This is a genomic window from Allocoprococcus similis (assembly GCF_054660775.1).
In genome coordinates this window covers 1-26470 of sequence record NZ_BAAHSG010000040.1, presented here as the reverse complement: position 1 = coordinate 26470, position 26470 = coordinate 1, and the positions used below count along the sequence as shown (strand labels likewise).

Annotated in this window: 17 protein-coding genes; 16 read left to right on the top strand and 1 reads right to left on the bottom strand. The window is 44.9% G+C overall.

Annotated elements, in window-relative coordinates; genetic code table 11:
- Window positions 1-29 precede the first annotated feature (29 nt).
- Window positions 30-4565, top strand: coding sequence for a glutamate synthase large subunit (gene gltB / locus ACYQ5K_RS14525; protein WP_173687783.1), 4536 nt, complete (start codon window positions 30-32; stop codon window positions 4563-4565).
- Window positions 4566-4577: 12 nt separating this feature from the next.
- Window positions 4578-6077, top strand: coding sequence for a glutamate synthase subunit beta (locus ACYQ5K_RS14520; protein WP_173687784.1), 1500 nt, complete (start codon window positions 4578-4580; stop codon window positions 6075-6077).
- A 461-nt stretch (window positions 6078-6538) separates the two neighbouring features.
- Here ACYQ5K_RS14520 and ACYQ5K_RS14515 read toward each other — a convergent pair whose 3' ends face one another.
- Window positions 6539-6907: a VOC family protein gene (locus ACYQ5K_RS14515; RefSeq protein ID WP_173687785.1), complete on the bottom strand. Its 369-nt coding sequence runs from the start codon at window positions 6905-6907 to the stop codon at window positions 6539-6541.
- A gap of 327 nt (window positions 6908-7234) precedes the next feature.
- On the opposite strand from ACYQ5K_RS14515, the gene ACYQ5K_RS14510 reads away from it, so the two are divergent.
- The 14 genes from ACYQ5K_RS14510 (at window position 7235) to ACYQ5K_RS14445 (ending at window position 26420) form a co-directional block, all read left to right on the top strand.
- Complete coding sequence (locus tag ACYQ5K_RS14510) at window positions 7235-8413, top strand: C40 family peptidase (protein ID WP_178025722.1); 1179 nt, start codon at window positions 7235-7237, stop codon at window positions 8411-8413.
- Window positions 8414-8612: 199 nt separating this feature from the next.
- Complete coding sequence (locus ACYQ5K_RS14505; RefSeq protein ID WP_173687787.1) at window positions 8613-10331, top strand: ATP-binding protein; 1719 nt, start codon at window positions 8613-8615, stop codon at window positions 10329-10331.
- Window positions 10328-14668 carry a leucine-rich repeat protein gene (locus ACYQ5K_RS14500; RefSeq protein ID WP_173687788.1) on the top strand — a complete coding sequence of 1447 codons (4341 nt, stop codon included), beginning with the start codon at window positions 10328-10330 and terminating at the stop codon, window positions 14666-14668. The genes ACYQ5K_RS14505 and ACYQ5K_RS14500 overlap by 4 nt, the downstream gene beginning before the upstream one ends.
- On the top strand, window positions 14665-15606 hold the full coding sequence (locus tag ACYQ5K_RS14495; RefSeq protein ID WP_173687789.1) for an AAA family ATPase: 942 nt from the start codon (window positions 14665-14667) through the stop codon (window positions 15604-15606). Before ACYQ5K_RS14500 ends, ACYQ5K_RS14495 begins: the two co-directional genes overlap by 4 nt.
- 4 nt (window positions 15607-15610) lie before the next feature.
- Window positions 15611-16783, top strand: coding sequence for a DUF58 domain-containing protein (locus tag ACYQ5K_RS14490; protein ID WP_173687790.1), 1173 nt, complete (start codon window positions 15611-15613; stop codon window positions 16781-16783).
- Between the two features lie 13 nt (window positions 16784-16796).
- Window positions 16797-19121: a transglutaminase-like domain-containing protein gene (locus tag ACYQ5K_RS14485; protein WP_173687791.1), complete on the top strand. Its 2325-nt coding sequence runs from the start codon at window positions 16797-16799 to the stop codon at window positions 19119-19121.
- 47 nt (window positions 19122-19168) lie between these two features.
- Window positions 19169-20023, top strand: a complete 855-nt coding sequence (gene ispH / locus ACYQ5K_RS14480) for a 4-hydroxy-3-methylbut-2-enyl diphosphate reductase (protein WP_173687792.1) — start codon at window positions 19169-19171, stop codon at window positions 20021-20023.
- A complete protein-coding gene (rpsA, locus tag ACYQ5K_RS14475) occupies window positions 20004-21083 on the top strand; it encodes a 30S ribosomal protein S1 (protein WP_173687793.1) in 1080 nt (359 codons plus the stop codon). The genes ispH and rpsA overlap by 20 nt, the downstream gene beginning before the upstream one ends.
- 324 nt (window positions 21084-21407) lie before the next feature.
- Entirely contained in the window at window positions 21408-22727 is a 1320-nt protein-coding gene (gene rsxC, locus ACYQ5K_RS14470; protein ID WP_173687794.1) for an electron transport complex subunit RsxC, read from the top strand.
- Between the two features lie 25 nt (window positions 22728-22752).
- On the top strand, window positions 22753-23724 hold the full coding sequence (locus ACYQ5K_RS14465; RefSeq protein WP_173687795.1) for an RnfABCDGE type electron transport complex subunit D: 972 nt from the start codon (window positions 22753-22755) through the stop codon (window positions 23722-23724).
- Complete coding sequence (locus ACYQ5K_RS14460; RefSeq protein ID WP_459777818.1) at window positions 23724-24326, top strand: RnfABCDGE type electron transport complex subunit G; 603 nt, start codon at window positions 23724-23726, stop codon at window positions 24324-24326. Before ACYQ5K_RS14465 ends, ACYQ5K_RS14460 begins: the two co-directional genes overlap by 1 nt.
- Window positions 24319-25020, top strand: coding sequence for an electron transport complex subunit RsxE (gene rsxE / locus ACYQ5K_RS14455; protein WP_195231650.1), 702 nt, complete (start codon window positions 24319-24321; stop codon window positions 25018-25020). Before ACYQ5K_RS14460 ends, rsxE begins: the two co-directional genes overlap by 8 nt.
- 14 nt (window positions 25021-25034) lie before the next feature.
- A complete protein-coding gene (locus tag ACYQ5K_RS14450) occupies window positions 25035-25610 on the top strand; it encodes an electron transport complex protein RnfA (protein ID WP_055155598.1) in 576 nt (191 codons plus the stop codon).
- Window positions 25611-25628: 18 nt separating this feature from the next.
- On the top strand, window positions 25629-26420 hold the full coding sequence (locus ACYQ5K_RS14445) for an RnfABCDGE type electron transport complex subunit B (RefSeq protein WP_173687798.1): 792 nt from the start codon (window positions 25629-25631) through the stop codon (window positions 26418-26420).
- Window positions 26421-26470 lie beyond the last annotated feature (50 nt).

Below are 26470 nucleotides of genomic sequence, written 5' to 3'. Positions count from 1 at the left end.
AAAACCGTTTTACAGAAAGGGCAGGTTATATGAGCGTAGTACAACAGAAGAAAGACCAAGGCTTATACAGCCCTGATTTTGAGCATGACAACTGCGGTATCGGAGCTGTTGTGAACATCAAAGGGCAAAAGAGTCATGACACAGTCGCAAATGCGCTGAAAATTGTAGAAAATCTTGAACATAGAGCTGGCAAGGATGCCGAAGGGAAGACAGGAGACGGTGTAGGAATACTGTTACAGATTTCGCACAAGTTCTTTACAAATGTCTGTCATCCCCTCGGCATCTTTTTAGGTTCTGAGAGAGATTACGGTGTGGGAATGTTTTTCTTCCCGCAGGATGAACTGAAAAGAAATCAGGCAAAAAATATTTTTGAAGTCATTGTCGAAAAAGAAGGACTGAAATTCCTCGGATGGAGAGAAGTACCGATCCACAAAGACATCCTCGGTAAGAAAGCACTTGAATGCATGCCGTGCATCATGCAGGGATTTATCGAACGTCCGAAAAAGGTAAAACAGGGACTGGATTTTGACCGTCGCCTTTATGTGGTAAGACGAGTCTTTGAACAAAGCAGCGATGATACTTATGTGGCATCCCTGTCAAGCAGAACCATCGTGTACAAAGGAATGTTCCTGGTAAAACAGCTCAGGATGTTCTTTGAAGATCTGCAGAATCCGGATTATGAATCAGCAATCGCAGTGGTTCATTCCCGATTCAGTACGAACACCAACCCGAGCTGGGAAAGAGCACATCCGAACCGGTTTATCGTACATAACGGAGAGATCAATACCATCCGTGGTAACGCAGACAAGATGCGTGCCAGAGAGGAAAACATGGAATCCGAGCATCTGGAAGGAGAACTTTATAAAGTCCTTCCGGCAATCAACACCGCAGGTTCCGATTCTGCTATGCTGGATAACACACTGGAATTCATGGTCATGAGTGGCATGCCGCTTCCGCTGGCAGTCATGATCACCATCCCGGAACCATGGGCACAGAATGCAACGATGTCACAGAAGATCAAGGATTTCTATCAGTATTACGCAACGATGATGGAGCCATGGGACGGACCGGCATCCATCCTGTTTTCAGATGGAGATATTTTAGGAGCCGTACTTGACCGAAATGGTCTGAGACCTTCCAGGTATTACATCACGGATGATGATACATTGATCCTTTCTTCTGAAGTCGGAGTCCTGGATATCCCGCCGGAGAAGATTGTGGTCAAAGAAAGAATCCATCCTGGTAAGATGCTTCTTGTCGATACTGTACAGGGACGCGTCATCGATGACCAGGAACTGAAAGAAGAATATGCGGCAAGGCAGCCTTATGGTGAATGGCTGAACAGTCAGCTGGTAAATTTAAGTGACTTAAAGATTCCAAACCAGAAAGTACCGCAGTATTCGAAAGAAGAATGCCAGAGATTGCAGAAAGCATTTGGCTATTCTTATGAAGAAGTAAAGACTTCGATTTTGAATATGGCAATGAATGGAAGTGAAGGAATCGGAGCTATGGGTATCGATGCACCGCTTGCCGTTCTTTCTGAGCAACATCAGTCTCTGTTTGGATATTTCAAACAGTTATTTGCACAGGTAACGAACCCACCGATCGACGCGATCCGTGAAAAAATCGTGACTTCGACAACGGTATATGTCGGAGAAGAAGGAAACCTTCTGGAACAAAAGGAGGAAAACTGTCATGTACTGAAGATCAACGATCCGATCCTGACAGATACCGATCTCCTGAAGATCCGTAACATGAAAGTCGACGGTTTCCGTGTGGCAGAAATTTCTACTACCTATTATAAAAATTCCAGCCTGGAAAAAGCGATCGATTATCTGTTTATCCAGGTAGACCGTGCAATCCGTGAAGGCATGAATATCCTGATCTTGAGCGACAGAGGTGTGGATGAATATCACATTGCGATCCCGTCCCTGCTTGCAACCTCAGCGGTTCACCAGCATCTGGTAAGAACTAAGAGAAGAACAGAGGTTGCCATGATCCTTGAGACCGGAGAACCAAGAGAAGTACATCATTTTGCAACCCTTTTGGGATATGGTGCATCTGCGATCAACCCGTATCTTGCACATGAATCGATCAAACAGCTGATCGATACAGATATGCTTCAGAAAGATTATTATGCAGCAGTCAATGACTATAATGAAGCTGTTATAAGCGGAATCGTCAAGATTGCATCGAAGATGGGAATTTCCACGATCCAGTCTTATCAGGGATCCATGATCTTTGAAGCGATTGGATTAAAACAGGAATTCATTGAAAAATATTTCACCGGAACTGTCAGCCGTGTTGGTGGTATCGGATTGGAAGAAATCGCAAAAGATTATATGGCAAGACATTCCGAGGCCTTTGATCCGCTGGGACTTTCCGTAGATCTGACGCTGAACAGTGTGGGACAGCACAAGTCGAAGAGCGGTGGTGAAAAGCATCTGTACAACCCGAGAACGATCCATATGCTCCAGCAGTCCACAAGACGCGGCGATTATGAGATGTTCAAACAGTACACACAGATGGTTGATGAAGAGTCCAAAGGAATCACCCTTCGTGGACAGATGGATTTCAATTATCCGAAGAAAGGAATCCCACTTTCAGAAGTAGAGAGCGTGGACTCAATCGTGACCAGATTTAAGACCGGAGCAATGTCTTACGGATCGATTTCGCAGGAAGCCCACGAAACCCTTGCCCTTGCAATGAATGCACTGCACGGTAAGTCAAACTCCGGTGAAGGTGGAGAGGATATCGAGCGTCTTGGAACCGACAGAGGCTCTGCAATCAAACAGGTTGCCAGTGGACGTTTTGGCGTTACAAGCAGATATCTTGTCAGCGCAAAAGAGATCCAGATCAAGATGGCGCAGGGAGCAAAACCTGGAGAAGGTGGTCATCTGCCGGGTGGAAAGGTTTACCCTTGGGTAGCAAAAACCAGACATTCTACGCCGGGTGTGGGACTGATCTCACCGCCGCCACATCACGATATTTACTCGATCGAAGATCTGGCACAGTTGATCTATGACTGTAAAAATGCAAATAAGGATGCAAGAATTTCTGTCAAACTGGTTTCTGAAGCCGGTGTCGGAACGGTCGCAGCAGGTGTGGCAAAAGCAGGAGCCGGACTGGTACTGATCTCCGGTTATGACGGAGGTACAGGAGCTGCACCGAGAAGTTCTATCCATAATACCGGACTTCCATGGGAGCTTGGACTTTCCGAGACACACCAGACGCTGATCCAGAACGGACTGCGTGAAAGAGTCCGCATTGAAACAGACGGTAAGTTGATGAGCGGCCGTGACGTGGCAATCGCAGCACTTCTCGGAGCAGAGGAATTCGGATTTGCAACCGCACCGCTTGTAACTATGGGATGTGTTATGATGCGTGTATGTAACCTGGACACCTGCCCGGTCGGAATTGCAACCCAGAATCCGGAGCTGAGAAAGCGGTTTGCCGGAAAACCGGAATATGTGATCAACTTCATGCGTTTTATCGCAGAAGAATTAAGAGAATATATGGCAAAACTTGGTATTCGTACCGTGGATGAGCTGGTAGGAAGAACCGATCTTCTGAAAGTAAGAGATGTGCCGACATCCAAACGTGCCGCAACACTGGATCTTTCCGGAATTCTCAATAATCCGTATGCAAAAGAAAAGAAAGGCATGATCTTCAATCCGAAGAAAGTCTTTGATTTTGAGCTGAATAAAACACTGGATGAAAGAGTTCTGGTAAAAGAACTGCTTCCGTCACTGGAAAAGAAGCAGAAGAGAATCCTGGAGCTGGATGTCAAAAATACAGACCGTACATTTGGTACGATTTTCGGTTCTGAGCTTACAAAACGTTATCCGGACGGACTGGAAGAGGACAGCTACGTTCTGAAATGTAAGGGTGCAGGCGGACAGTCATTCGGAGCATTTATACCAAAAGGTCTGACACTGGAACTGACCGGTGACAGCAATGATTACTTTGGAAAAGGACTTTCCGGTGGTAAACTGATCGTCTATCCACCGACTGGTGTGAAATTCAAAGCTGATGAAAATATTATTATCGGTAACGTAGCGCTTTATGGTGCAACAAGCGGAAAAGCCTATATCAATGGTGTGGCAGGCGAACGTTTCTGTGTCCGTAACTCCGGAGCAACAGCAGTTGTAGAAGGGGTCGGTGATCATGGATGTGAATATATGACCGGTGGACGTGTTGCAATCCTTGGAAAAACAGGCAAGAACTTTGCCGCAGGTATGAGTGGCGGTGTTGCCTACGTTCTGGATATGGACAGTGATCTTTATACAAAAGTCAACAAACAGATGGTTAATATCGAAAAAGTAACATCCAAGTTCGATGTATCTGAATTAAAAGGCATGATCGAAGAACATGTAGCAGCAACCAATTCCGAGACGGGAAAAGAAATCCTGGATCATTTCAAAGAATACCTGCCGAAGTTCAAGAAGATCATTCCGCGTGATTACGAGAGAATGCTGACCCGCATCCTTCAGCTGGAGGAAAAAGGTCTCAGCAGCGAACAGGCAAAAACAGAAGCATTTTATGCAATCAAAGAAGGAAGATAGGAGGCGGAAAACGTGGGAAAAGCAACAGGATTTATGGATTATGACAGACGCGATGCCGAGTGCGAATCTCCAAAAGAGAGAATTAAGCATTTCCGGGAATTCCACACGCCTCTGTCAAAAGAAGAGCAGGAAATACAGGGCGCCAGATGTATGGCATGCGGCGTCCCGTTCTGTCAGGCAGGTCAGATGATCGCAGGGATGGCAAGCGGCTGTCCTCTGCACAATCTGGTGCCGGAGTGGAATGACCTGATTTATCACGGCAACTGGGAAGAAGCATATTACCGGCTGAAAAAGACAAACAATTTCCCGGAATTTACTTCCAGGGTATGCCCGGGGCTTTGCGAGGCGGCATGTACCTGTAACCTGCACGGAAGCCCGGTGACGACTAAAGCAAATGAATATGGGATTATTGAAAATGCTTACGAAAAGGGATATGCAAAAGCATGTCCGCCGAAAGCGCGTACCGGCAAAAAGATAGCGGTAATCGGTTCCGGACCTTCAGGTCTCGCAGTCGCAGATCAGTTAAATAAACGAGGACATCTGGTGACAGTATTTGAGCGGGAAGATAAGCCGGGTGGACTTCTCCGCTATGGAATCCCGAATATGAAGCTGGAAAAACAGTTCATCGACCGGAAACTTGCAGTAATGGAAGAAGAAGGCATCCGTTTTGAAACTGGCTGCAATATTGGAAAAGATAAGAAATCCGCAGAGCTTCTGAAAGAATTTGACCGGGTGGTGCTTTGCTGCGGTGCATCCCATCCGCGTGATATAAAAGCACCTGGAAGAGATGCAAAAGGAATCTACTTTGCAGTAGATTTTCTGAAATCAACTACGAAATGTCTCTGGAAAAATGAGATGCAGCTGAAAGAAGGCGAATATATTTCTGCAAAGGGCAAAAATGTAATTGTCATCGGTGGCGGCGATACGGGAAATGACTGTGTGGGAACGTCAATCCGTCATGGCGCAAAATCCGTTCTTCAGTTGGAAATGATGCCGAAGCTTCCGGATGAGAGAAGCGCTATGAATCCATGGCCGGAGTGGCCGAGAGTCTGCAAGACAGACTATGGTCAGCAGGAAGCAATTGCTCTTTGGGGACATGATCCGAGGGTTTATCAGACAACGGTAAAGGAATTTGTCAAAGATAAGAATGGAAATCTTTGCAAGGTGGTACTTGTGAAACTGGAAAGCAAGAAGGATGAAAAGACCGGACGTATGATGATGGCAGAGGTCGCAGGAAGTGAGTATACGGTAAATGCAGAACTGGTGCTGATCGCAGCGGGGTTCCTCGGAAGCGAGGATTATGTGACAAAGGCATTCGGTGTGGAAGTCAATGAGCGTACGAATGTGAAGACAGCACCGGGTGAGTATAAAACGAATGTGCCGAATATATTTACGGCAGGAGATATGCACAGAGGACAGTCGCTGGTTGTGTGGGCAATCCGGGAAGGAAGAGAAGCGGCACAGCAGATAGATCTGGATCTGATGGGGTATACGAATCTGTCGGTACAGTAGTGGTGTTTGGTTTATGAAGGGGGACGCCCGCCGCGAGGTGCAGGAAGTGGTTCCGGCGCTGTGGGTGGCGGAAAAGCAGATGTAAGAAAAGGAAAGAGACCGTTGATAACGGAATCGGGATTATTCGATGAGAAATCTTGATGATTTCTCACCTCAGAATCCCTTGAACTGTGTTTTGGGAAACACAGTTCATCCGCTATCCCCGGTCTCTTTCCTTTTCACATCTGCTAATCCCACCACCCAGTGGCTGTTTGACGGAAGATTTTTTGAGCAAGGTAGGGATTGTGTTTTATAAGATATAGATTTCTGAGGGGATTTAGATGTGTTTGATTTGTTTGTGATAAAGGGCGCTGGTATGTGGCTGGCGAAAAAAGAATTGGGATTAGAATAAAGAGGAATAAAAAAATAGCAGGGGATTCGGGCGGAAAGCGGGAATCCTCTGCTGAAAATGTGTGGGAGATTTATTTCTCAGGTACGATTTCTAACCAGTAGCCGTCCGGGTCTTCGATGAAATAGATGCCCATGGACTCATTTTCGAAACAGACACAGTTCATTTCTTTATGGTGTGCCAGGGCGGCATCCATGTCGTCTACGGTAAAGGCGAGGTGGATTTCATTGTCGCCGAGGTCGTATGGGCGGTCCATATCGCGAAGCCAGGTGAGCTCGAGCTGATGAGCGGAGCTTCCATCACCGAGGTAGACGAGCTTAAAGCTTCCGTCGGCAGCATCTTTTTCGCGGACTACGGTGAGTCCGAGTGCATCTTTGTAGAATTGAATTGATTTTTCAAGGTCACGTACATTTAAGTTATTGTGGTTGAATTTGAAATTCATAGTGGAATCCTTCTTTCTTACTTAATATTATAAAGTGGTTGAATTATGAAGCTAGTTTAGCATAAGAAATAAGTGCTGCGCAAGCAATTCTCAATTCTTCTGCGATTAAGTGTTTAAAAGCAGTTACCATAATCCCAGCGACAGCGCAGCGTCTCACGTTCCCTGACCTCACCCTCCCCTGTTTCCACTTTCACCTTCCAAAAAGAAACTTTTATGGGACGTAATGTTACAAAAATGTTAAATTGTATTGCAAAAATTAGGAAAATGGTATATAATCGAGCACAGGGTTAGGAAAATAATTAGTAAAAAAACATAGGATGGGTGATTATGAGAAAATTTAAACATGTATTTGTGGCATCTATTCTTGCAAGTTCAATGGTAGTTACACCAGTATTTGCAGATGATGTCAGCAATCTGCAGAATAGTAAAAATGCAGCACAGAGCGAAGTGAATTCTCTTCAGTCAGAATTGCAGACACTAATTGAAAAAATGAGTAAGCTGGAAGATGAACTGGTGTCAACAGGTCAGCAGATCACGCAGGCACAGGATGATCTTACGGTTGCCGAAGAAAAAGAACATCAGCAGTACGAAGATATGAAGAAGCGTATCAAGTATATGTATGAAGAAGGCAACTCGACTGCGATTGAGACTCTGATCAGTGCTGAGAATTTCTCGGATTTGCTTAACAAAGCAGAGTATGTTCAGAATGTACATAGTTATGACAGAAAGCAGCTTCAGGAATACATTGATACCAAACAGCAGATTGCAGATCTGAAAGCACAGCTTGAAGAAGATCAGGCGAATCTGGAATCTATGCAGTCTGATTATGAAGCAGAGCAGACGACGCTGAGTAATACGCTGGAATCTAAGAAAGAAGAAGTCGCAGATCTGGATGAACAGCTTCAGGCAGCTGTAGCAGCAGCTGAAGCAAAGAGACAGGCAGAAGAAGCTGCAAAGGCAGCAAAAGCAGCTGAGTCAACAAAGTCAAATTCGACCGTTGCATCGACAAGCAACAGCGGTTCACAGACTGCAAATAATACAACAAATAACGATAGTAATAACAACACAACCGTTACACCTAGTACACCGAGTACCCCAAGTACCCCAAGTACCCCGGCAGTGACTCCGGATACAAGTAATAATAACAGCAGTAGTGATAACGGTGGAAGTACATATGGCAACGGAAGTGCTATTTTAAGTGCAGCAGCAGCATACCTTGGAGTTCCTTATGTATGGGGCGGTACTTCAGGAAGTGGTGTTGACTGTTCAGGTCTTGTATACCTGGCACATCAGGCATGTGGTATTCCAATTACACGTAACTCATACAGTCAGGGAAGTGGCGGACAGGCAGTGTCAGACCCACAGCCGGGTGATGTTGTATGTTACGGAGGACATGTGGGAATCTACGCAGGTGGCGGACAGATGATTCATGCACCGCAGCCGGGCGAGGTCGTATGTTATACAAGTGTTAATTATGCATACCACTGGTATAGAAGATACTGGTAAGAGAAGTAACGAAGTGCGTAACGGAAAATTCTGTTACGCACTTTTTTTCGTGCCCCTTTTTCAGCTCGATATTTCTTCCATGTTTTCTTGAATACATTGCGAAAATATGTTATGTTAATTTCGAGATAATTTGCAAAAAATACTATGCTTTTTTGTAATGATAAATGTCTCTCCGTAAAAGAGAAAAAGGGAGAATGATATGGGACAGATAACAGAACTAATATCTATGCTGGGATCACACATGGAAATTGTTGTGATCGGATGCGCGGAGATTGCGGCTGCAGTGGCACTGATAAGTACGGGGATAGCCAGAAAATTCAGAAAAGAGAAAAAACCGGATACCAGATCCGCAGAACAGCTTTTTCTGTATGAGATCGGAAGAAGCCAGGATGAAGGCTATATGGTTGTGCGACACAAAGATATGATGCCGGTTTATGGAACCGGAGATCTGGAAGGACTTCTTGGTGTCAGTCTTTTACAGGTGCAGGATGATATTACATCCATTCGCAGTAAAATGAAAAATGATGCAGCAGTAAAACGGTTCTGGAAAAGCTATCGTAGCTGGGACAGAGAGAAACCACTGTATGCAGAGATCCAGATGAAGGATGGACAGTGGATCCGTGTAGCTGTATATGGTTGCAAGGATGGCAGGCATGATCTGATCAGTTTCGTCCGTACAACAGGAATGCATAAGCAGATAGAAGCATATGAAAAAGAACTGGAGCAGGCAGAAGAAGCAAGCCAGTCAAAAACCAGCTTTTTGTACCAGATGTCGCATGAGATCCGTACTCCGATGAACGGAATTATGGGTATGCTGACCCTGGCACAGGAAAAACTGGATGCCAGCCACCCGGCAGCCCAATATCTGACCAGAGTAGAAGAACTGTCCGGTCATCTGTTATCCCTGATCAATGATATCCTGGATATGTCCCGTATCGAAGCCGGTAAGGTAGAACTGGAAGAAAAAGCATTCAGCCTCAGAAGTCTGGGGAATAAACTGTATGATATGTTTGCAAAGAACCTGGAGAGCAGGGGAATCAATTACGAAGTAAATTTTGAAGATATGACAATAGATTATGTGATTGGAGATGAGTTGCGTATCAGCCAGATCATCATCAACTTTCTGTCGAATGCAGTAAAATTTACACAGGAAGGAGAGATCATCGTAACCTTCCGGCAGATGTTTCTTCAGGATGGAAATGCAGATCTGATGATCCGGGTACATGATACCGGAATCGGAATGGATCCGGAATTTATCAACCGTATTTTCAGACCGTTCGAACAGGAAGGTGCAGATACCACCAGAAAATATGGCGGAACTGGTCTTGGAATGGCGATCACGGATCAGCTTGTCAAGTTGATGAATGGAGAGATCGTGGTAAAAAGTATACCAGGAGAGGGATCGGATTTTTCTGTGTTTTTACACCTTCCGGTTGCAGAAGGAACGGTACCGGCAGAGCAGATTGAAAAAGAAAATACCGCCGAAGAGGCAGAATCGGAAGAAATTGAAGTGTTCCGCGGCAGACGGATCCTTGTGGCAGAGGATAATGAGATCAATGCAATGGTTGCCCGGGAAATTCTGGGACAGATGGGAGCCGGAATCGATGTGGCAGAGAACGGACAGAGGGCTGTTGAAATGTTTGACGAGAAGCCGGAAAATTATTACGATTTCATTTTGATGGATGTACAGATGCCGGTGATGAACGGACGAGACGCCGCAAAGGCGATCCGAAGGCTGCCGAGAAAAGATGCAGGAGAAATCCTGATTTTTGCACTTTCCGCAGATGCTTTTGTTGAGGATGAGAGAAAGTCTCTTGAAAGCGGAATGAACGGACATTATGCGAAACCGGTAGATTTTGAAGCACTTCAGAAGAATGTAGGGGCGATTCTCAGAGAGAAAGAGCGGTGCAGCAGATGAGAAAGAGAAGAATAGGAAAAAAAAGACTGATAGTAACCGCAATTCCTGTGCTGACAGCCGGGGCGGTAGCATCGGTAGCTGCTTATCAGGCGGGAGTTGGCTTTAAGCCCAAAGCGTCTGACAGGAACCTGCAGGTCAATCAGGTCGTTTTTTCCGATAATAAAGATACCACGGGAAAGGATCAGCAGAAGAATAATGATGAGAGTGAACTGTGGCAGAAGGATAAAGATTCGCAAAATGAGCAGAGCCCTCAGCTGAATGAGAATGCAGATTATCTGTTTGAAAATACGCAGATGGCGGAGAATACTGAAAGTACGGTGGGGGTTATCAGCGATGACAGGAACCGGGCACAGCTGAACGACAACGTACTGCCGGATAAGGTCTACGATGTATCAGGTAATGGTGAAAAAGGTGATACAGTGATCGGAACAGGCGGTCAGAACACCGGAACAAATGGAAATACATCGGGAAACAACGGTGGAAACGGCACATCTGATGCCCTGCTTCCGAATCCGGGAGATCAGCCAACACCAGATACGGGCAATACAACCAGACCATCTGATACAGCAAAAGATCCGAAAAATGGAAAGTATACCCCTGGAAGCGCCTGGGGAGAAAAGGACTGGAACAAGCCTTATACAGAAGATATGACTCCGAATAAAGATACAAAAGAAGACGGAGATAATGACAGTGTAATTATTGAGCAGCCGTATGGATATACAGACGAAATGCTGTATGAAGGACAGTTGGTTGATCAGAAAACGATTTTCAATGCGCTGATGACCTATGTACAGGGAAGCGATAAAAAATTCTATCTGTGGGGAGCAGATGCACTGAACCGCTATGTGCGGATCGATGCTGTGTCTTTTGACGGCGGTATAAGCTGGCAGAGTGGATTTCCTGTCGCGATACCAAAGGGACTGGAAACGGGACAGATGAAGATCAGGGCGTCTTATCGTCTGTCTGTGTCCGGCGAAAAATGGGTTGAGCGTATTGTGGATTATGTGCCGGCAAATAACCGCCTGTTTGTATTGAAGGAGCAGATCAAGAAAGAAAATGCAACGATTGATACAAGTAAGCTTCTGAATATGGATGGACAGTTTCAGGAGGAGGGAACGATCATCAATCTGTTTGGATATATTGATGATCTTTTCCGCGGGCAGAATGCACTGACAGAGCTTTCACCCGGATGGACGGAGGACGGAAAACTGGTTCCATGGTATTATAAAGTAACCGCCGGCAGGCATATTCTGGAACCGGCAGATATGGTCCCGCTTTCCGGTGATTATATAGTGAAGATCGAGTATGTATGGATGTCGGATGATTATCAGGTTGGCAACCAGTATTCAAATCTGTCTTATTTACAGACACTGAAAAATTATAAGGGCGGAGGATCCTACAAGACACTGGATGTACCGGAATATATTCAGGCAATCCGGATTGACGAGGATACTTCTCTGAAAGTAGACAAACTCAGCATTCCATCGACTGTTCTTTATATTGAAATGACAAATAGTGGGCTTGAGGTTGAGGATGGTTATGAAGTCAGCAAAGATAATCTGTTTTACAGTGCTTCGGATGACGGAGTCCTGATGAATAAAGCAAAAACAGAGATGATCGGAATCCCGAGTAAGGTTAAGCAGATTGAGATTCCGGATACGGTTAAAAAAGTAGTGCTTCCAAAAGTAAACAGGCTTAAGACTATTCGGATCGATGCGTCCACAATAGAAGATTTCCCGGAGATTGATTATGCAAATCTTAAAAACTGCAAAGTAATCGTGAAGGAAGATCTGTTGAATGAGTTTTTGCAGAAGGAAAGCAAATATTTTAATGGGACTACCGGGAACAGTATCGCATCGGAACAGGATGAGGACACAACGTATACCCTGGAAAATGATATGATCGTAGATAATAACGGATGGGTCCGGAGAGTGACACAGTCCGGAACCAGTATCAAACTGGCGAAAAAAATCAGAGGAATACAGGAAGGTGCATTTAAAAATGCAGGTAAAGCAAGTATACTAATCATGCCGGAGAATGGAAATGTAGTGAAACTGGAAAAAGGTTGCTTTACCGGAAGCAGTCTGGAAAGAATCCTGTGTTATACCAAGAAGCAGCATGAAAAGATGCAGGCCGAGATTGGAAAGCTTGAGGAAGCAGACCATATTAGTGTAGAACTTCTTGAAACTTCAAAAGAAGGATACGCCTATTGCAGCACAAAGATCAATAGAACGAAAAGGAATACACTGATTTCGGCGCCGGAAGGGATCACGTATTATGATGGAACCGTGACATCTGAAAGCGGAGAACCGATAGCTATCCATGAAATCGGTGCTCAGGCATTTGCAGATTGTGACGATTTGAAGTGGGTGGAACTTCCAAAAGAAACGGATACGATCGGCTACCGGGCATTTGCAAACTGCAGTTCTATGGAAGGTCTGCTGATCGATCAGCAGGATACGGTTACGATTGGCAATCAGGCACTGGATGGATGTACAGCTCTTCGATTTGCGGCATCCAATGCGATGCATGGGATGATGGAGGATGGATATGCAGTTCTGTATTCTGAAGAACACGGTGCAGGAAGTGACAGATTTTCTTCTTTCTACATACCGACTAACTCGGATGGTTATGAAGGCTACTGCCAGAATTTTACAGTAGAATCCAATGTAACCGGATATGCAATGACAGAAATCGGTGGAACGATGATGCTGTACGGAACGAATGCCGAACAGGGATTGTGGCTCGGAATAAGGTCAGGAAAAACGGTGGATGAGAAAGTGGCCCTTCCACTGACAACTGTGGAGATTTTCCAGTATGCGATGGCGAATACGACGTCGGAGACAGGAAAATATACCGTTAACTGGGAAGAGCTGACAAAATGTTTTGCACTGGATGATGGCGCATTTTATCGTTCAGATCTTGCGGGAGATCTGAAGCTTTATGGAGACAATCTGTTCTATCTGCTTACTGAAGCACTGGCATACTGCCCGAATATTACCAGTGTACGGATAGCTGCGGATCAGACTTATCTGGGGCAGTTCATATTTGAAGAAGACAGTGCACTGAAAACCGTCGAGTTTAACTGGACAACAACGATGGCAGCAGGTACATTTACCGGATGTGACAGCCTGGAAAGAATCGTTTTTAACAGTTATACACCAATCGCATTATGCATTTTTGGAAACAGCGATTTTCAGTTTAACTATAGCTGGACGGAAGAAGAAGAGACGGAAAAGCTGTCTGTCCAGATTCCGGAGACTGCCGCCGTGAACTATATCAAGAAATGGAGATATTTGTTTGCCGGTTATTATGACTTTGACGGTCAGAGTGCGTACCAGTGTCTTTGGAGTGATCTGGAAAGTGCGTTGACCGACTGGGATACCGGCAGGGTACCTGACGAGGAAGAGGTTGACGAATTTGTTGAGGCGGTTGTCCTGAAACATGAAAACCGGATACGAAAAATGATGGGAATGGCAGAAGCAGTGGATCCAACAGAATTTTACCCGTATCGTGTGGATAAAAATGGAAATATTACACTGATCGGTGCATCCAGTGATATCGATTATGCACTTCTCTGGGGAGATGAGATAGGACTTCCAAGTGGATGGACACTGGATTATATCGGAGAAGGAGCATTTAAAAGATGTAAAAATCTGCGAAATGTCTGGATTGATGCGTCATTAATTGGAATTTATGAAAATGCTTTTGAAGGTGTTGAAAGTGACAGCCTTTCAATTATCTTCTGGGGCAGTACACCACCAAAGCTTCTCGGACTGACAGAGGGAACGCCGTTTGATTTTGGCGTGGATTATGATAAGATCAGTCTGGTTATGCTTGATGAAGAAAGCAAGTCAGAGTATCTGGAAGCCTGGAAATATCCGATGGCAGGATATGAAGATGAAATCCATATGAAGGCTGCTGTTTATAAGGAACTTTCGGCAGACGGAACGGAACCGTCTGATGAAGAAGTAGAAAAAGAGATCAACAAAAGGCTGAAGCCTGTGGAAAAACAGCTTCGCAAAATGCTTCATCTGCCGGAAGCGGAAGAGCAGGAAGATGAAGAAAAGACTGATCAGAAGGAACCGGAAGTGGCAGCAGATCCAGCGTCAGATGCTGTAGAATCGGATATTTCCGTAACTGGTAAGACAGAAGAAAATATTTCCGGAGAAGACAATGCAGATTCGGAGAAAAAAGAAGATGCATCAGCAGACCGGAACAACGGGGACGGATCTGCAAATGAAGAAATAGAGCCGGATCAGGAGCAGGAAGAAGAACCTGCAGATAAGGAAGAGATGAAGGCAGAGGAAAATGAGGAGGATACAGAAGAAAAATGATCGTTGAACAGTCAAAAGAGATTATTGCTGAAGTAAATAAAGCATTTATCGGAAAGAATGACATTGTAGAAAAAGTACTTATGACCATCTATGCCGGTGGTCATGTACTGCTTGAGGACTGCCCGGGAGTGGGGAAGACAACGCTTGCACTGGCGTTCTCGAAAGTGATTGGACTTAGCAATAAACGTATCCAGTTTACAACCGATACACTGCCGTCAGACATTACCGGTTTTAATATGTTTAACAGAGAGACCAATCAGTTCGAATACCGGGAGGGTGCGGCAAACTGCCAGCTGCTTCTGGCGGATGAAATCAACCGTACCTCACCGAAGACACAGTCAGCGCTTCTGGAAGTCATGGAAGAACATACGATCAGTATTGACGGACAGACCTTCGCACTACCGGAACCTTTCATCTGTATTGCGACGCAGAACCCGCTTGGTTTTGCAGGAACCCAGCCACTGCCGGAATCACAGCTGGACCGTTTTATGGTCTGCCTGTCCATTGGTTATCCGAGCCTGGAAAATCAGATGAAGATCATCAATGCACAGAGATACCACAACCCGCTTCAGGATGTGAAGACGGTGGCAAGTGCACAGAATGTACTGGAAGTTCAGAATTACCTGACATCGATCAAAGTAAAGGATACCGTGCTTGCCTATGCGATCAGGCTGTGCGAAGAGACCAGAGAGCACCCACTTGTAGAACTTGGGATTTCTCCACGAGGTGTGGCTGCACTCATAAAAATGGCACGTGCAAATGCAGTACTCAGGGAACGGAATTATGTGATTCCGGAAGATGTTCAGAATGTGTTCTGTGATGTCTGTGCCCATCGTCTTGTACTTAGACCACAGGCGCAGGTAGAAGGTGTCAGCGCACGGAAGCTTCTGCAGGATATTATGGCTGTGATCAAGCCGCCGACAAGGACAGAGAGGTAGAAACATGTGGAAAAATCGGTTGGGATACATCCTTTTTTTCGCAGCAGTAATGATCATGCTGGTGATTTCCGGAAAGCCGTATCTGCTTGGAGTATTGATTGTTCTGTTTCTGCTTGCAGTGGCAATGGGCGTTTTTACAAGACATGATGTGACGAATTTAAAGATTTCCGCAAGTGCACCATCCGGAGCACAGGAAGGAAAAGAAAACTTTTTCACTATAGATGTCTTCGCGGCGAAGAAGATACGGACGGCAGGATATCTGATGATAACTGTTTGTGAAAAGAATGAAATGTTCGGCAGGACCTGGGAGAGAAAGCTTCTGTTGCGGTTAAAAGGAGAAAAGAATCATTACAAAATACCACTTGCATGCAGACTGTGCGGTGAAATCCGGCTTACCTGTAAAGAGATCTGGGTACGTGATCTGCTGAAGCTTTTTCAGGTCAGGGCGAATCTGTTTGGAGAAATCCGGACGGTCATTTATCCGAGAAAAGTAAATTTGCAGGTAGAGCTTTCGCAGGCTACGATCGGAGCACCGAAAAGTGAAGGGATGATGCAGAACCGGAAAGGAAATGATCTGAGCGAGATCTATGATATCAGGGAATATGTGCCTGGAGATGATATCCGTTCTATTCACTGGAAGCTTTCAAGCAAGACAGAGAATCTGATCCTGCGGGAGGCGAGTGATCCTTCCCATTACAATGTTGTTTTGCTGCCGGATTTCGGGCAGGATTTTATGAAAGAAGAACAGTCGGAAAATGTAATAAATGCGGCAGTTGCAGTAGGGGCATCAATCGGGCAAAGACTGATCGAAAAAAGAGTAGCTTTTTGCATGGCACTTCCATCGGTGAGTGGACTTCAGATCTGTGAAATCAAAGACCGCCGGGAATTACAGAGAATCCTTGCCCTGTGGCTTGCGTGTCCGGTTGCGCCGAAAAGCGGTGACGGGCTGCAGTGTTTTATGATGGAACGACTGGAACAGTATTTTACAAGACTTCTGATCCTGACTGCAGGAGAGTACCAGCAGAATTTAAGTGGTCTGAATGAACGGATCGGAATTACGGTCCTTCACATATCAGCAGCGGCCGGGTACGTAAATGCAGAGAGTGGAAATGGATGCGAGATCATAGAAATACCGGCAGGAATTGATAATCAGGAAACTTACCGGATACGATGTTAAGGATGTACAGAAGATGAAAGAGAAAATGAAAGAGATTCCCGTTCAGAGAGTAGAATCGGATGAGGGAAAAACTTTATATAAGATTGCAGGATGGACAGCTTTTCTTGCCTGTATATTGTTGCTCGGCGGAGTATCTGTTCTTCAGAAAAGCTGGGGAGATCTGGCACCGTCTGTCTGGATGACAGGAGGAATGGCAGTTGTCGGAATACTGATCTGCATTCTGGGAAAATGGCTTCAGAGACGATACGCATTTGCATGGATAGCCGACCAGCTTCCGTGGCTGATACTGCTGATCTGGGGAACGCCGGTCCGGTGCCTGAACGGCGCAAAGGAATGGCTCGATCTTATGAGCACCAGATGGAATTTTGCACATAATGGTGGGACTGCGGTTTTTGTAGCAAGTGCCACAAAAAAAGAGATTCTGGTTGTCTCGCTTTTGGCGGCACTTCTTCTTGGACAGGCTGTATTTAAGCTGACAGAAAGCCATTCGCATCTGGCGGGAATCTTCTTCTGTACCTTGCTGATCGCGGTTGAAGTGGCCGGTGATACTTTTGATCCGATAACCAGCAGTTTTCTGATCATTGCGCTTCTTGGTATGAACATGTCTGATGCGGGAACAATGGTAACACGGACGTGTCTGCGGTGGATCATTGGAATAGGGGCACTTTTGTTTGCAGGGGCAGTATTTATCCCAAATGGTGAGGTGGAATCCATCCGTCAGCTGCGTGAAAACACAAAGCAGGCGGTTCATGAGATCCGTTATGGAAAGGACAGCCTTCCTAAGGGAGATCTGGGAAAAGCTGCAAAACTAAAAGAAAGCGAAGCCGTCATGCTGGAGGTACAGTCGGAGCAGGAAAAATCCATGTATCTGCGTGGATTTGTCGGAAGTGTCTATGAAGGTGGAGTCTGGAAAGAGACAGAAGATTCTGCATATGGCGGAGAAAATGCAGGAATGCTGAGGTGGCTGAAACAGAAGCATTTCGATCCGCAGACACAGGTGGCAACGTATTATGAGCTCGGAGAGGACGAAAATGCTCCGGAAAGTAACCGCGTCCGGTACAAGATTGAGGATGCATCCAGATATTATGTATATCTTCCGTCCAGCATAAAGGAAGTAACCGATGGAAGACTAAAAGAGAAAAAGGATATCAGATATGTAAGCCGTGGCTTTATCGCCGGAAAAGGATATGAGATCGAGGAAGTCTCGGGTTCCAGGCCATCTGAGCTTATGGTAGCAGACGGCTGGGTGTCTGATCCGCAGACGGATGCACAGAAAGAATACTGTGAGGCAGAATCCGTATACCGGCAGTTTGTATATGACAATTATACAAAGGCAGAAGCTGATCTGGCAGATTTGATAGACGAAGTATTCTGGAAAGATTATGAAACAGAAAATGACGGGATTTACAGTGCACTTTCACATATCAGGGAGATTCTGAAGGAAAAGGTACAGTACACAGATGCGCCTGCGGCAGTTCCGGAAGGAGCAGATCCGGTCCGGTATTTTCTGAACGGCTCTCATCAGGGAAATGCAATGCTCTATGCCACGACAGCAGTAGAAGCACTTCGTCTGCATGGAATTCCGGCAAGATATGTAGAAGGCTATTATCTGTCGGGAAATACGGTTGCGGACAGTCAGGATGCACCTGCTTTGCTTAGCGGTAAAGACGCACATGCCTGGGCAGAGGTGTATTTTGACGGAATCGGCTGGCTCCCGGTAGATGTGACGCCGGGATACTATTATGAGGCGGTGGCGTTACAGCAGATGGTAGGAACGCCGGATATGGTACGGAAAACTGCATCTGTGAATAATAATTCTTTTGAAGCGAATCAGCTGACCGGTGAAAACGGCACGGCTTCTGAGAAACAGGAAAATTTTCGGGTTGCGAAAAAAACCATGCGGATCCTGCTTGGAATTGTGGCTGTTTTCCTGATGCTCCTGGTTATTATTTTTGCGCTGGCAGAAGCGGTGCGCGTATTGGCCGCCTGGCTGATGAAGAAGGAATATGACCGGACAGCCGGAGAAGAACAGGTGCGGAGGGCAGAGCTGATCATCCGCGGATATCTCGGACTCTGGGGAATAGAAGCGCATCTTGGATGGAATACAGAAGAAACAGACAGAAAGATTGCTGAAAAGACAGGAACACTCCGGAGGGGTGAGTACTGTCGGGTGTGCGAGCTCCTTGAAAAAACGATCTATGGAGAGGAAGAACTGGAAGAATATGAGAAACGTACACTGAACCGGTTCATAAAAAAACTAACTGTTCCGGGCGAAAAATGTAATCTGAAGACGCGGATGAATCTGCGCTATGCATGTTTCAAATTTCTAGGTATGTAAAAAGAATCACTTATCAGAAAAATAAAAACAACAGGAGGAACCTAAAGATGGAAGTAATACGCGCAAAAAGTGCCGGATTCTGCTTTGGCGTAAAACGCGCTGTCGATACAGTATATGAGCAGGTCAAAAAACAGATGGGAAAACAGATCTATACTTATGGTCCGATCATCCATAATGAAGAGGTTGTAAAGGACATGGAAGCACATGGCGTAAAAGTCCTGCGCAGTGAGGAAGAACTGAAAGGTCTGGAAGAAGGGCTGGTGATCATCCGCTCTCATGGTGTTCCAAAGAGAATCTGTGACCTGATGGATGAAAAAGGCATCGAATATGTAGATGCAACCTGTCCGTTTGTGAAAAGGATCCATAAAATTGTTGCCGAAGAAAGTAAAAAAGGCAGCCGGATCATCATCATTGGTAATCCGGATCACCCTGAGGTTGAAGGAATCCGGGGCTGGGCAGAAGGAAATGTAACCGTTATAAAAAATGCAGAAGAAGCTGAAAAATTTGAAAATACTACATCCGAAAGAATTTGTATTGTGTCTCAGACGACATTTAATTACAATAAATTCAAAGATTTAGTTGAAATTATTTCGGAAAAGGGTTATGATATAAGTGTTTTAAATACGATTTGTAATGCGACCAGAGAGCGTCAGACAGAAGCAAGGAGCATTGCAAAAGAGGTGGATGCTATGATTGTAATCGGAGACAAACATAGTTCCAACACCCAGAAACTGTATGAAATATGCAGCAGGGAATGTCACAATACGTACTATATACAGACACTTGACGATTTTGATATGAATCAATTAAGGTCCGTGGAAACAGTAGGTATTACAGCAGGGGCATCCACGCCCAACAATATAATTGAGGAGGTTCAAAATAATGTCAGAATTAACTTTTGAACAAATGTTAGACGAGTCATTTAAAACAATTCATAATGGAGAGGTCGTAGATGGTACTGTAATTGATGTTAAGCCAGACGAAATTATCTTAAATATAGGATACAAAGCAGACGGTATCATCACCAGAAGTGAGTATACCAATGATAACAGTGTAGATCTTACAACTGTTGTTTCTGTTGGCGATCCAATGACTGTTAAAGTACTGAAAGTCAATGATGGAGAAGGACAGGTTCTTCTTACATATAAGAGACTTGTTGCAGAAAAAGGTAATGAAAGATTAAAAGAAGCATTTGAGAACAAAGAAGTCCTGAAAGCACCGGTTACTCAGATCCTTGGCGGTGGATTAAGCGTTGTTGTAGATGAAGCAAGAGTATTCATCCCGGCAAGTCTTGTATCAGATACTTACGAAAAAGACCTTTCTAAGTACAAAGATCAGGAGATCGAATTTGTTATCAGCGAATTCAATCCAAGAAGAAACCGTATCATCGGTGACAGAAGACAGCTTCTTGTTGCTGAAAGAGCAGAAAAGCAGAAAGAACTCTTCGCTAAACTTAAAGTCGGTGATGTGATCGAAGGAACAGTTAAGAACGTAACAGATTTCGGCGCATTTATCGATCTCGGCGGAGTAGACGGACTTCTTCATATCTCTGAGATGTCATGGGGAAGAGTTGACAATCCGAAGAAAGTATTCACAGTTGGTGAAACTCTCAAAGTCCTTGTTAAGGATATCCATGATACAAAAGTTGCACTCAGCTTAAAATTCCCGGAGTCAAATCCATGGGCTAACGCAACTGAGAAGTATGCTGTAGGCACAGTTGTAACAGGAAAAGTTGCAAGAATGACAGACTTTGGTGCATTCGTAGAACTTGCTCCTGGAGTAGATGCACTTCTTCATGTATCACAGATCTCAAGAGCACATGTTGAAAAACCTTCAGACGTACTTTCTGTAGGTCAGGAGATCACAGCTAAGATCGTAGATCTTAACGAAGCTGACAAGAAGATCAGCCTTAGCATGAAAGCACTTGAAAATGCAGAAGCTCAGGAAGAAACTGAAGAATAATTAAACAAGATATACAAGGATAGAGGCTGATTGAAGTCTCTATCTTTTGTTTGAAAAAACTGATAGACATAACTAACTACAGCTAAAAAAGTTTTCGGATCCATAAGTGATCTCGATAAGTAAGATGAAAAATTTTACCGAATAGTCAGAAAATTCACAAAGAGAGGTCGTAGTAGCCTCTCTTTTTTTCGTAAAGAGACTATTGTGTTAAAAAAACGACAAGATGTACTGGAAAATATACAATAAAATGACGAAAGTTACTGGAATTGTAGGATTTATTTTAGTATATTTATAAGAGAGAAAACAGGAAGGAAGGATATCAAAATGGGACTTTTGACATTTAAAGGCGGAGTTCATCCAAACGACGGAAAAAGTCTTGCAAAAGACAAAGCAATCGTAGAGCTTCTGCCACAGGGTGATCTTGTATACCCGTTATCCCAGCATATCGGAGCACCAGCTAAGCCAGTAGTAGCAAAAGGTGACCATGTGCTTAAAGGGCAGAAAATTGCCGAAGCGGGGGGCTTCGTGTCTGCACCGATCTATGCATCCGTATCAGGTACTGTAAAAGCAATTGAACCACGTGTGAATCCGACAGGCTCTAAAGTGAACAGTATTATCATTGCAAATGACGGTCAGTATGAAGAAGTAGAATATCCACAGCCAAAACCTCTTTCTGAACTGACAAAAGAAGAGATTCTGAATATCATTGGAGAGGCTGGTATAGTAGGTATGGGTGGAGCAGGTTTTCCTACCAGAGTGAAGCTTTCACCAAAAGAGCCAGACAAAATTGATTATATCATTGCAAACTGTGCAGAGTGTGAACCATACATTACTGCCGATTACAGAAGAATGCTGGAGAATCCGGAGCTTCTGGTAGAAGGTATGCGTGTGATCCTGAAGCTTTTTGATAATGCGAAAGGTTTATTTGCGATTGAAGACAACAAACCGGACTGTATTGCAAAATTAAAAGAGCTGACCAAGGACGAGCCTCGTATGGAGGTCAGAGAGATGATGACTAAGTACCCGCAGGGGGCAGAACGTCAGCTGATTTTTGCAAATACGGGACGTGCGATCAATTCTACGATGCTTCCGGCAGACGCAGGATGCGTAGTAGATAACGTAGAGACGATCATCAGCGTTTACAATGCAGTTGTAAAAGGCATTCCGTCTATGGAACGAGTTGTTACCGTAACAGGAGATGGCGTTGTAAATCCAGGGAACTACAAAGTACTTTTCGGAACCAACCAGAATGAACTGATCGAAGCAGCCGGCGGACTCAAAGAAGGCTGTGAAAAAGTGATTTCCGGTGGACCGATGATGGGATTTGCGATGTACACAACAGATACACCGGTCACCAAGACATCTTCATCTATTCTGTGTATGTCAAAGGATGAAGTATCAGCCTGTGAACCGACAGCATGTATCAACTGCGGACGGTGTGTTGACGCCTGTCCAAGCCGCATTATTCCGTCAAGACTGGCTGATTTTGCAGAGCGCCACGATGAAGAAGCGTTCCTTAAGTTCAATGGTCTTGAATGTGTAGAATGCGGATCCTGCAGTTATGTATGCCCGGCTAAGAGACAGCTGAAGCAGGCAATCGGATCTATGAGAAAAACCGCACTTGCCAACAAAAAGAAAAAATAGAATAGAGAGGAAGAGGTGAACAAAAGTGAGTGAACAGTTAAAAGTATCATCTTCACCACATATTCGTTCTAAAGAGACAACCGGCAATATCATGCTGTGGGTTATCATCGCTCTGTTACCGGCAACTTTCTTTGGAATTTACAACTTCCGTGACACACATGCATGGCTGCTTGTTATTGTGACAACAGCTGCAGCAGTTCTTACGGAGTACATTTACGAAAAACTGATGCATAAAAAGATTACGATCAAGGATTACAGTGCTGCAGTTACAGGACTTCTGCTTGCACTCAACCTTCCGCCGACAGCCCCAATCTGGATGGGAATCATCGGAAGTGTATTTGCAATCCTGGTTGTAAAGCAGCTCTTCGGTGGACTGGGACAGAATTTCATGAACCCGGCGCTCGGAGCAAGATGTTTCCTTCTTATTTCCTTTACAGGAAGAATGACAAGCTTCGTATATGACGGCGTATCCGGTGCAACTCCACTTGCAACGATCCGTGCCAATATCGAAGCAGGAAACGCAGCACTTGACGGTGTGAACAGCATGGACATGCTGATCGGAAATATTGCCGGAACTATTGGTGAGACATCCGTTATCGCAATCGTGATCGGTGCGATCATCCTGATCCTCAAAGGAATCATTGATCTTCGTATCCCTGGTACATATATTGTGACATTTGCACTTTTCATCGGAATCTTCGGTGGATTCGTAGACGGAGTCGGATTCTTCAATGTTCAGTACATGACAGCAGAGCTCTGTGGTGGTGGTCTGATGCTTGGAGCATGGTTTATGGCAACCGATTATGTAACTTCCCCGATCACGAAAAAGGGACAGATCGTATACGGTATCCTTCTTGGATGTCTGACAGGTCTTTTCCGTCTGTTCGGTGGTTCAGCAGAAGGTGTATCTTATGCGATCATCTTCAGTAACCTTCTTGTACCGCTGATCGAGAGAGTTACTCTTCCAAAACCTTTCGGTAAAGGAGGAGAAAAATAATGAATAAGATTATCAAAAATACACTGATCCTTGCAGCGATCACAGTAGTATCCGGTCTGGTGCTCGGAGCAGCTTATGAAGTAACAAAAGATCCGATCGCCCAGACACAGGCAAAGCAGAAACAGGAAGCCTGCCAGGCAGTTTATCCGGAAGCTGATTCCTTCGAAGCAATGGACGTAGATCAGAAAGCTGCAAAAGAAGCAATCAAAAAGATGGGAACGAATGCAACAGTAGATGAAGTCTATTCTGCTGTTATGGATGGAAGCGAAGCTGGTTATGTTATAACAGTAACAGACAAAGACGGTTACGGCGGAGATATCCAGATCACAGTTGGTATCATGGCTGACGGTACGTTCAATGGTATTTCTTTCCTTTCCATCAGCGAGACAGCAGGTCTTGGTATGCGTGCGAAAGAACCGAACTTCTATAATCAGTTTGCAGGACAGCAGGCTGAAAAATTCTATGTATCCAAAGATGGCGGAGACGGACAGCCGATCGATGCTTTAAGTGGTGCAACCATCACTTCCCGTGCAGTCACAGGAGCTGTCAACACAGCACTTGGATATTACCAGACAGCGTTAGGAGGTAGTGGAAATGAATAAATGTACAGAAAGATTGTATAACGGTCTTGTAAAAGAAAATCCGACCTTTGTTATGATGCTTGGTATGTGTCCGACACTGGCGGTTACAACATCCGCAATCAACGGTATTGGTATGGGACTTTCTACCACAGTGGTACTGATCTTCTCAAACCTTTTGATTTCCCTGCTGCGTAAGATCATTCCGGATTCTGTTCGTATGCCGGCATTCATCGTAGTCGTAGCAACACTCGTTACCGTGGTACAGTTCCTTATGGAAGGTTTTGTACCTGGACTTTATGCATCACTTGGTGTATATATTCCTCTGATCGTAGTAAACTGTATCATCCTCGGACGTGCAGAAGCATACGCATCAAAGAACCCGGTTCTTCCGTCTATCTTCGATGGTATCGGTATGGGACTTGGATTTACCTTTGGTCTTACCTGCATCGGTATCGTCAGAGAGCTGATCGGTTCCGGAAAAGTATTCGGTCTTCAGATTATGCCGGATATCTACGAACCTGTTACAATTTTCATCCTTGCTCCTGGTGCATTCCTTGTACTTGCATTCCTTGTGGCTGCACGTAACAAGATCATGAAGAGACTGGAAGCAAAAGGCAAGAAAGTTGTCAAAGCACAGGGATGCTGCGAAGGCGGATGCGCTTCATGTGGCGGATGCGACGGACACGTATTCCCGACAGGTCAGGAAAAGGAATAGGAGGGAGATAAGAGATGAAAGAATTACTTATTATAGCAGTTGGTTCGGCGCTTGTTAACAACGTCGTACTCAGCCAGTTCCTCGGTATCTGTCCTTTCCTTGGCGTTTCTAAGAAAATTGAGACAGCAGCCGGCATGGGCGGCGCAGTTGTTTTCGTTATCACGATTGCATCTTTTATTACTGGTGCGATCTACCAGTTTATCTTACACCCTGCAGGATTTGAGTATCTGCAGACCATCGTATTTATCCTGGTCATCGCAGCACTCGTTCAGTTTGTAGAGATGTTCCTCAAGAAGGTTATGCCTCCGCTTTATAATGCACTGGGTGTATATCTTCCGCTGATCACAACAAACTGTGCAGTACTTGGTGTATCACTGAACTGTGTAACAAAAGGATATAACATCCTTGAAGGTGTTGTATACGGATTCTCCACAGCAGTCGGATTTACGATCGCGATCGTAATCATGGCTGGTATCCGTGAGAAGATCGAATACAACGATATCAGTGAGTCTTTCCAGGGAACCCCGATCGTACTGCTTACTGCAGCACTGATGTCCATCGCGTTCTTTGGATTCTCAGGAATCATTTAACAGAAGGAGGACCGTGTTATGAGTATAACAGGAGTATTGATTGCTGCACTTATCGTAGGCGGTACCGGCGTATTCATCGGTGTCTTCCTTGGAATTGCAGGCAAGAAATTTGCAGTTGAAGTAGATGAAAAAGAAGAAGCGATTCTCGCTGAGCTTCCGGGCAACAACTGTGGTGGATGTGGATATGCCGGATGTTCCGGTCTTGCAGCAGCCATCGCAAAAGGAGAAGCTCCGGTCGGACAGTGTCCGGTCGGCGGTGCTCCGGTAGCAGCAAAAATCGCAGCGATCATGGGCGAAGAAGCCGGTGAAAGCGTACACGAAGTTGCATTTGTAAAATGTGCCGGAACCTGTGAAAAAGCAAAACAGGCATATGACTATACAGGAATCACAGATTGCCAGATGGCAGCCATGATGCAGAATGGCGGATCAAAAGGATGTTCCTTTGGATGCCTTGGATTCGGAAGCTGTGTCAAAGCATGTCCGTTCGATGCAATCCATATCGTAGACGGAATTGCAGTCGTAGACAAAGAAGCATGTAAAGCCTGCGGTAAATGTATCGCTACCTGTCCAAAACATCTGATCGAGCTTGTACCTTATGAACAGAAGCATCTCGTACAGTGCAGCTCAAAAGATAAAGGAAAAGACGTTATGAGCGTATGTTCCGTAGGATGTATCGGTTGTAAGATGTGTGAAAAAGTATGTGAGTCTGATGCAGTACATGTAGTAGATAATATCGCACACATTGATCCGGAAAAATGTACAAACTGTGGAAAATGTGCGGAGAAATGTCCGAAGAAGATTATTAAGTAAATAAATGATGAAAGAAAAGGATCCGGATGCTGTGATATGCTACCCTCATA

Coding starts and splice junctions, on each gene's coding strand:
- gltB (WP_173687783.1), top strand. CDS start 30: ATGAGCGTAGTACAACAGAAGAAAGACCAAGGCTTATACAGCCCTGAT.
- ACYQ5K_RS14515 (WP_173687785.1), bottom strand. CDS start 6,907: ATGAATTTCAAATTCAACCACAATAACTTAAATGTACGTGACCTTGAA.
- ACYQ5K_RS14510 (WP_178025722.1), top strand. CDS start 7,235: ATGAGAAAATTTAAACATGTATTTGTGGCATCTATTCTTGCAAGTTCA.
- ACYQ5K_RS14505 (WP_173687787.1), top strand. CDS start 8,613: ATGGGACAGATAACAGAACTAATATCTATGCTGGGATCACACATGGAA.
- ACYQ5K_RS14500 (WP_173687788.1), top strand. CDS start 10,328: ATGAGAAAGAGAAGAATAGGAAAAAAAAGACTGATAGTAACCGCAATT.
- ACYQ5K_RS14495 (WP_173687789.1), top strand. CDS start 14,665: ATGATCGTTGAACAGTCAAAAGAGATTATTGCTGAAGTAAATAAAGCA.
- ACYQ5K_RS14490 (WP_173687790.1), top strand. CDS start 15,611: ATGTGGAAAAATCGGTTGGGATACATCCTTTTTTTCGCAGCAGTAATG.
- ACYQ5K_RS14485 (WP_173687791.1), top strand. CDS start 16,797: ATGAAAGAGAAAATGAAAGAGATTCCCGTTCAGAGAGTAGAATCGGAT.
- ispH (WP_173687792.1), top strand. CDS start 19,169: ATGGAAGTAATACGCGCAAAAAGTGCCGGATTCTGCTTTGGCGTAAAA.
- rpsA (WP_173687793.1), top strand. CDS start 20,004: ATGTCAGAATTAACTTTTGAACAAATGTTAGACGAGTCATTTAAAACA.
- rsxC (WP_173687794.1), top strand. CDS start 21,408: ATGGGACTTTTGACATTTAAAGGCGGAGTTCATCCAAACGACGGAAAA.
- ACYQ5K_RS14460 (WP_459777818.1), top strand. CDS start 23,724: ATGAATAAGATTATCAAAAATACACTGATCCTTGCAGCGATCACAGTA.
- rsxE (WP_195231650.1), top strand. CDS start 24,319: ATGAATAAATGTACAGAAAGATTGTATAACGGTCTTGTAAAAGAAAAT.
- ACYQ5K_RS14450 (WP_055155598.1), top strand. CDS start 25,035: ATGAAAGAATTACTTATTATAGCAGTTGGTTCGGCGCTTGTTAACAAC.
- ACYQ5K_RS14445 (WP_173687798.1), top strand. CDS start 25,629: ATGAGTATAACAGGAGTATTGATTGCTGCACTTATCGTAGGCGGTACC.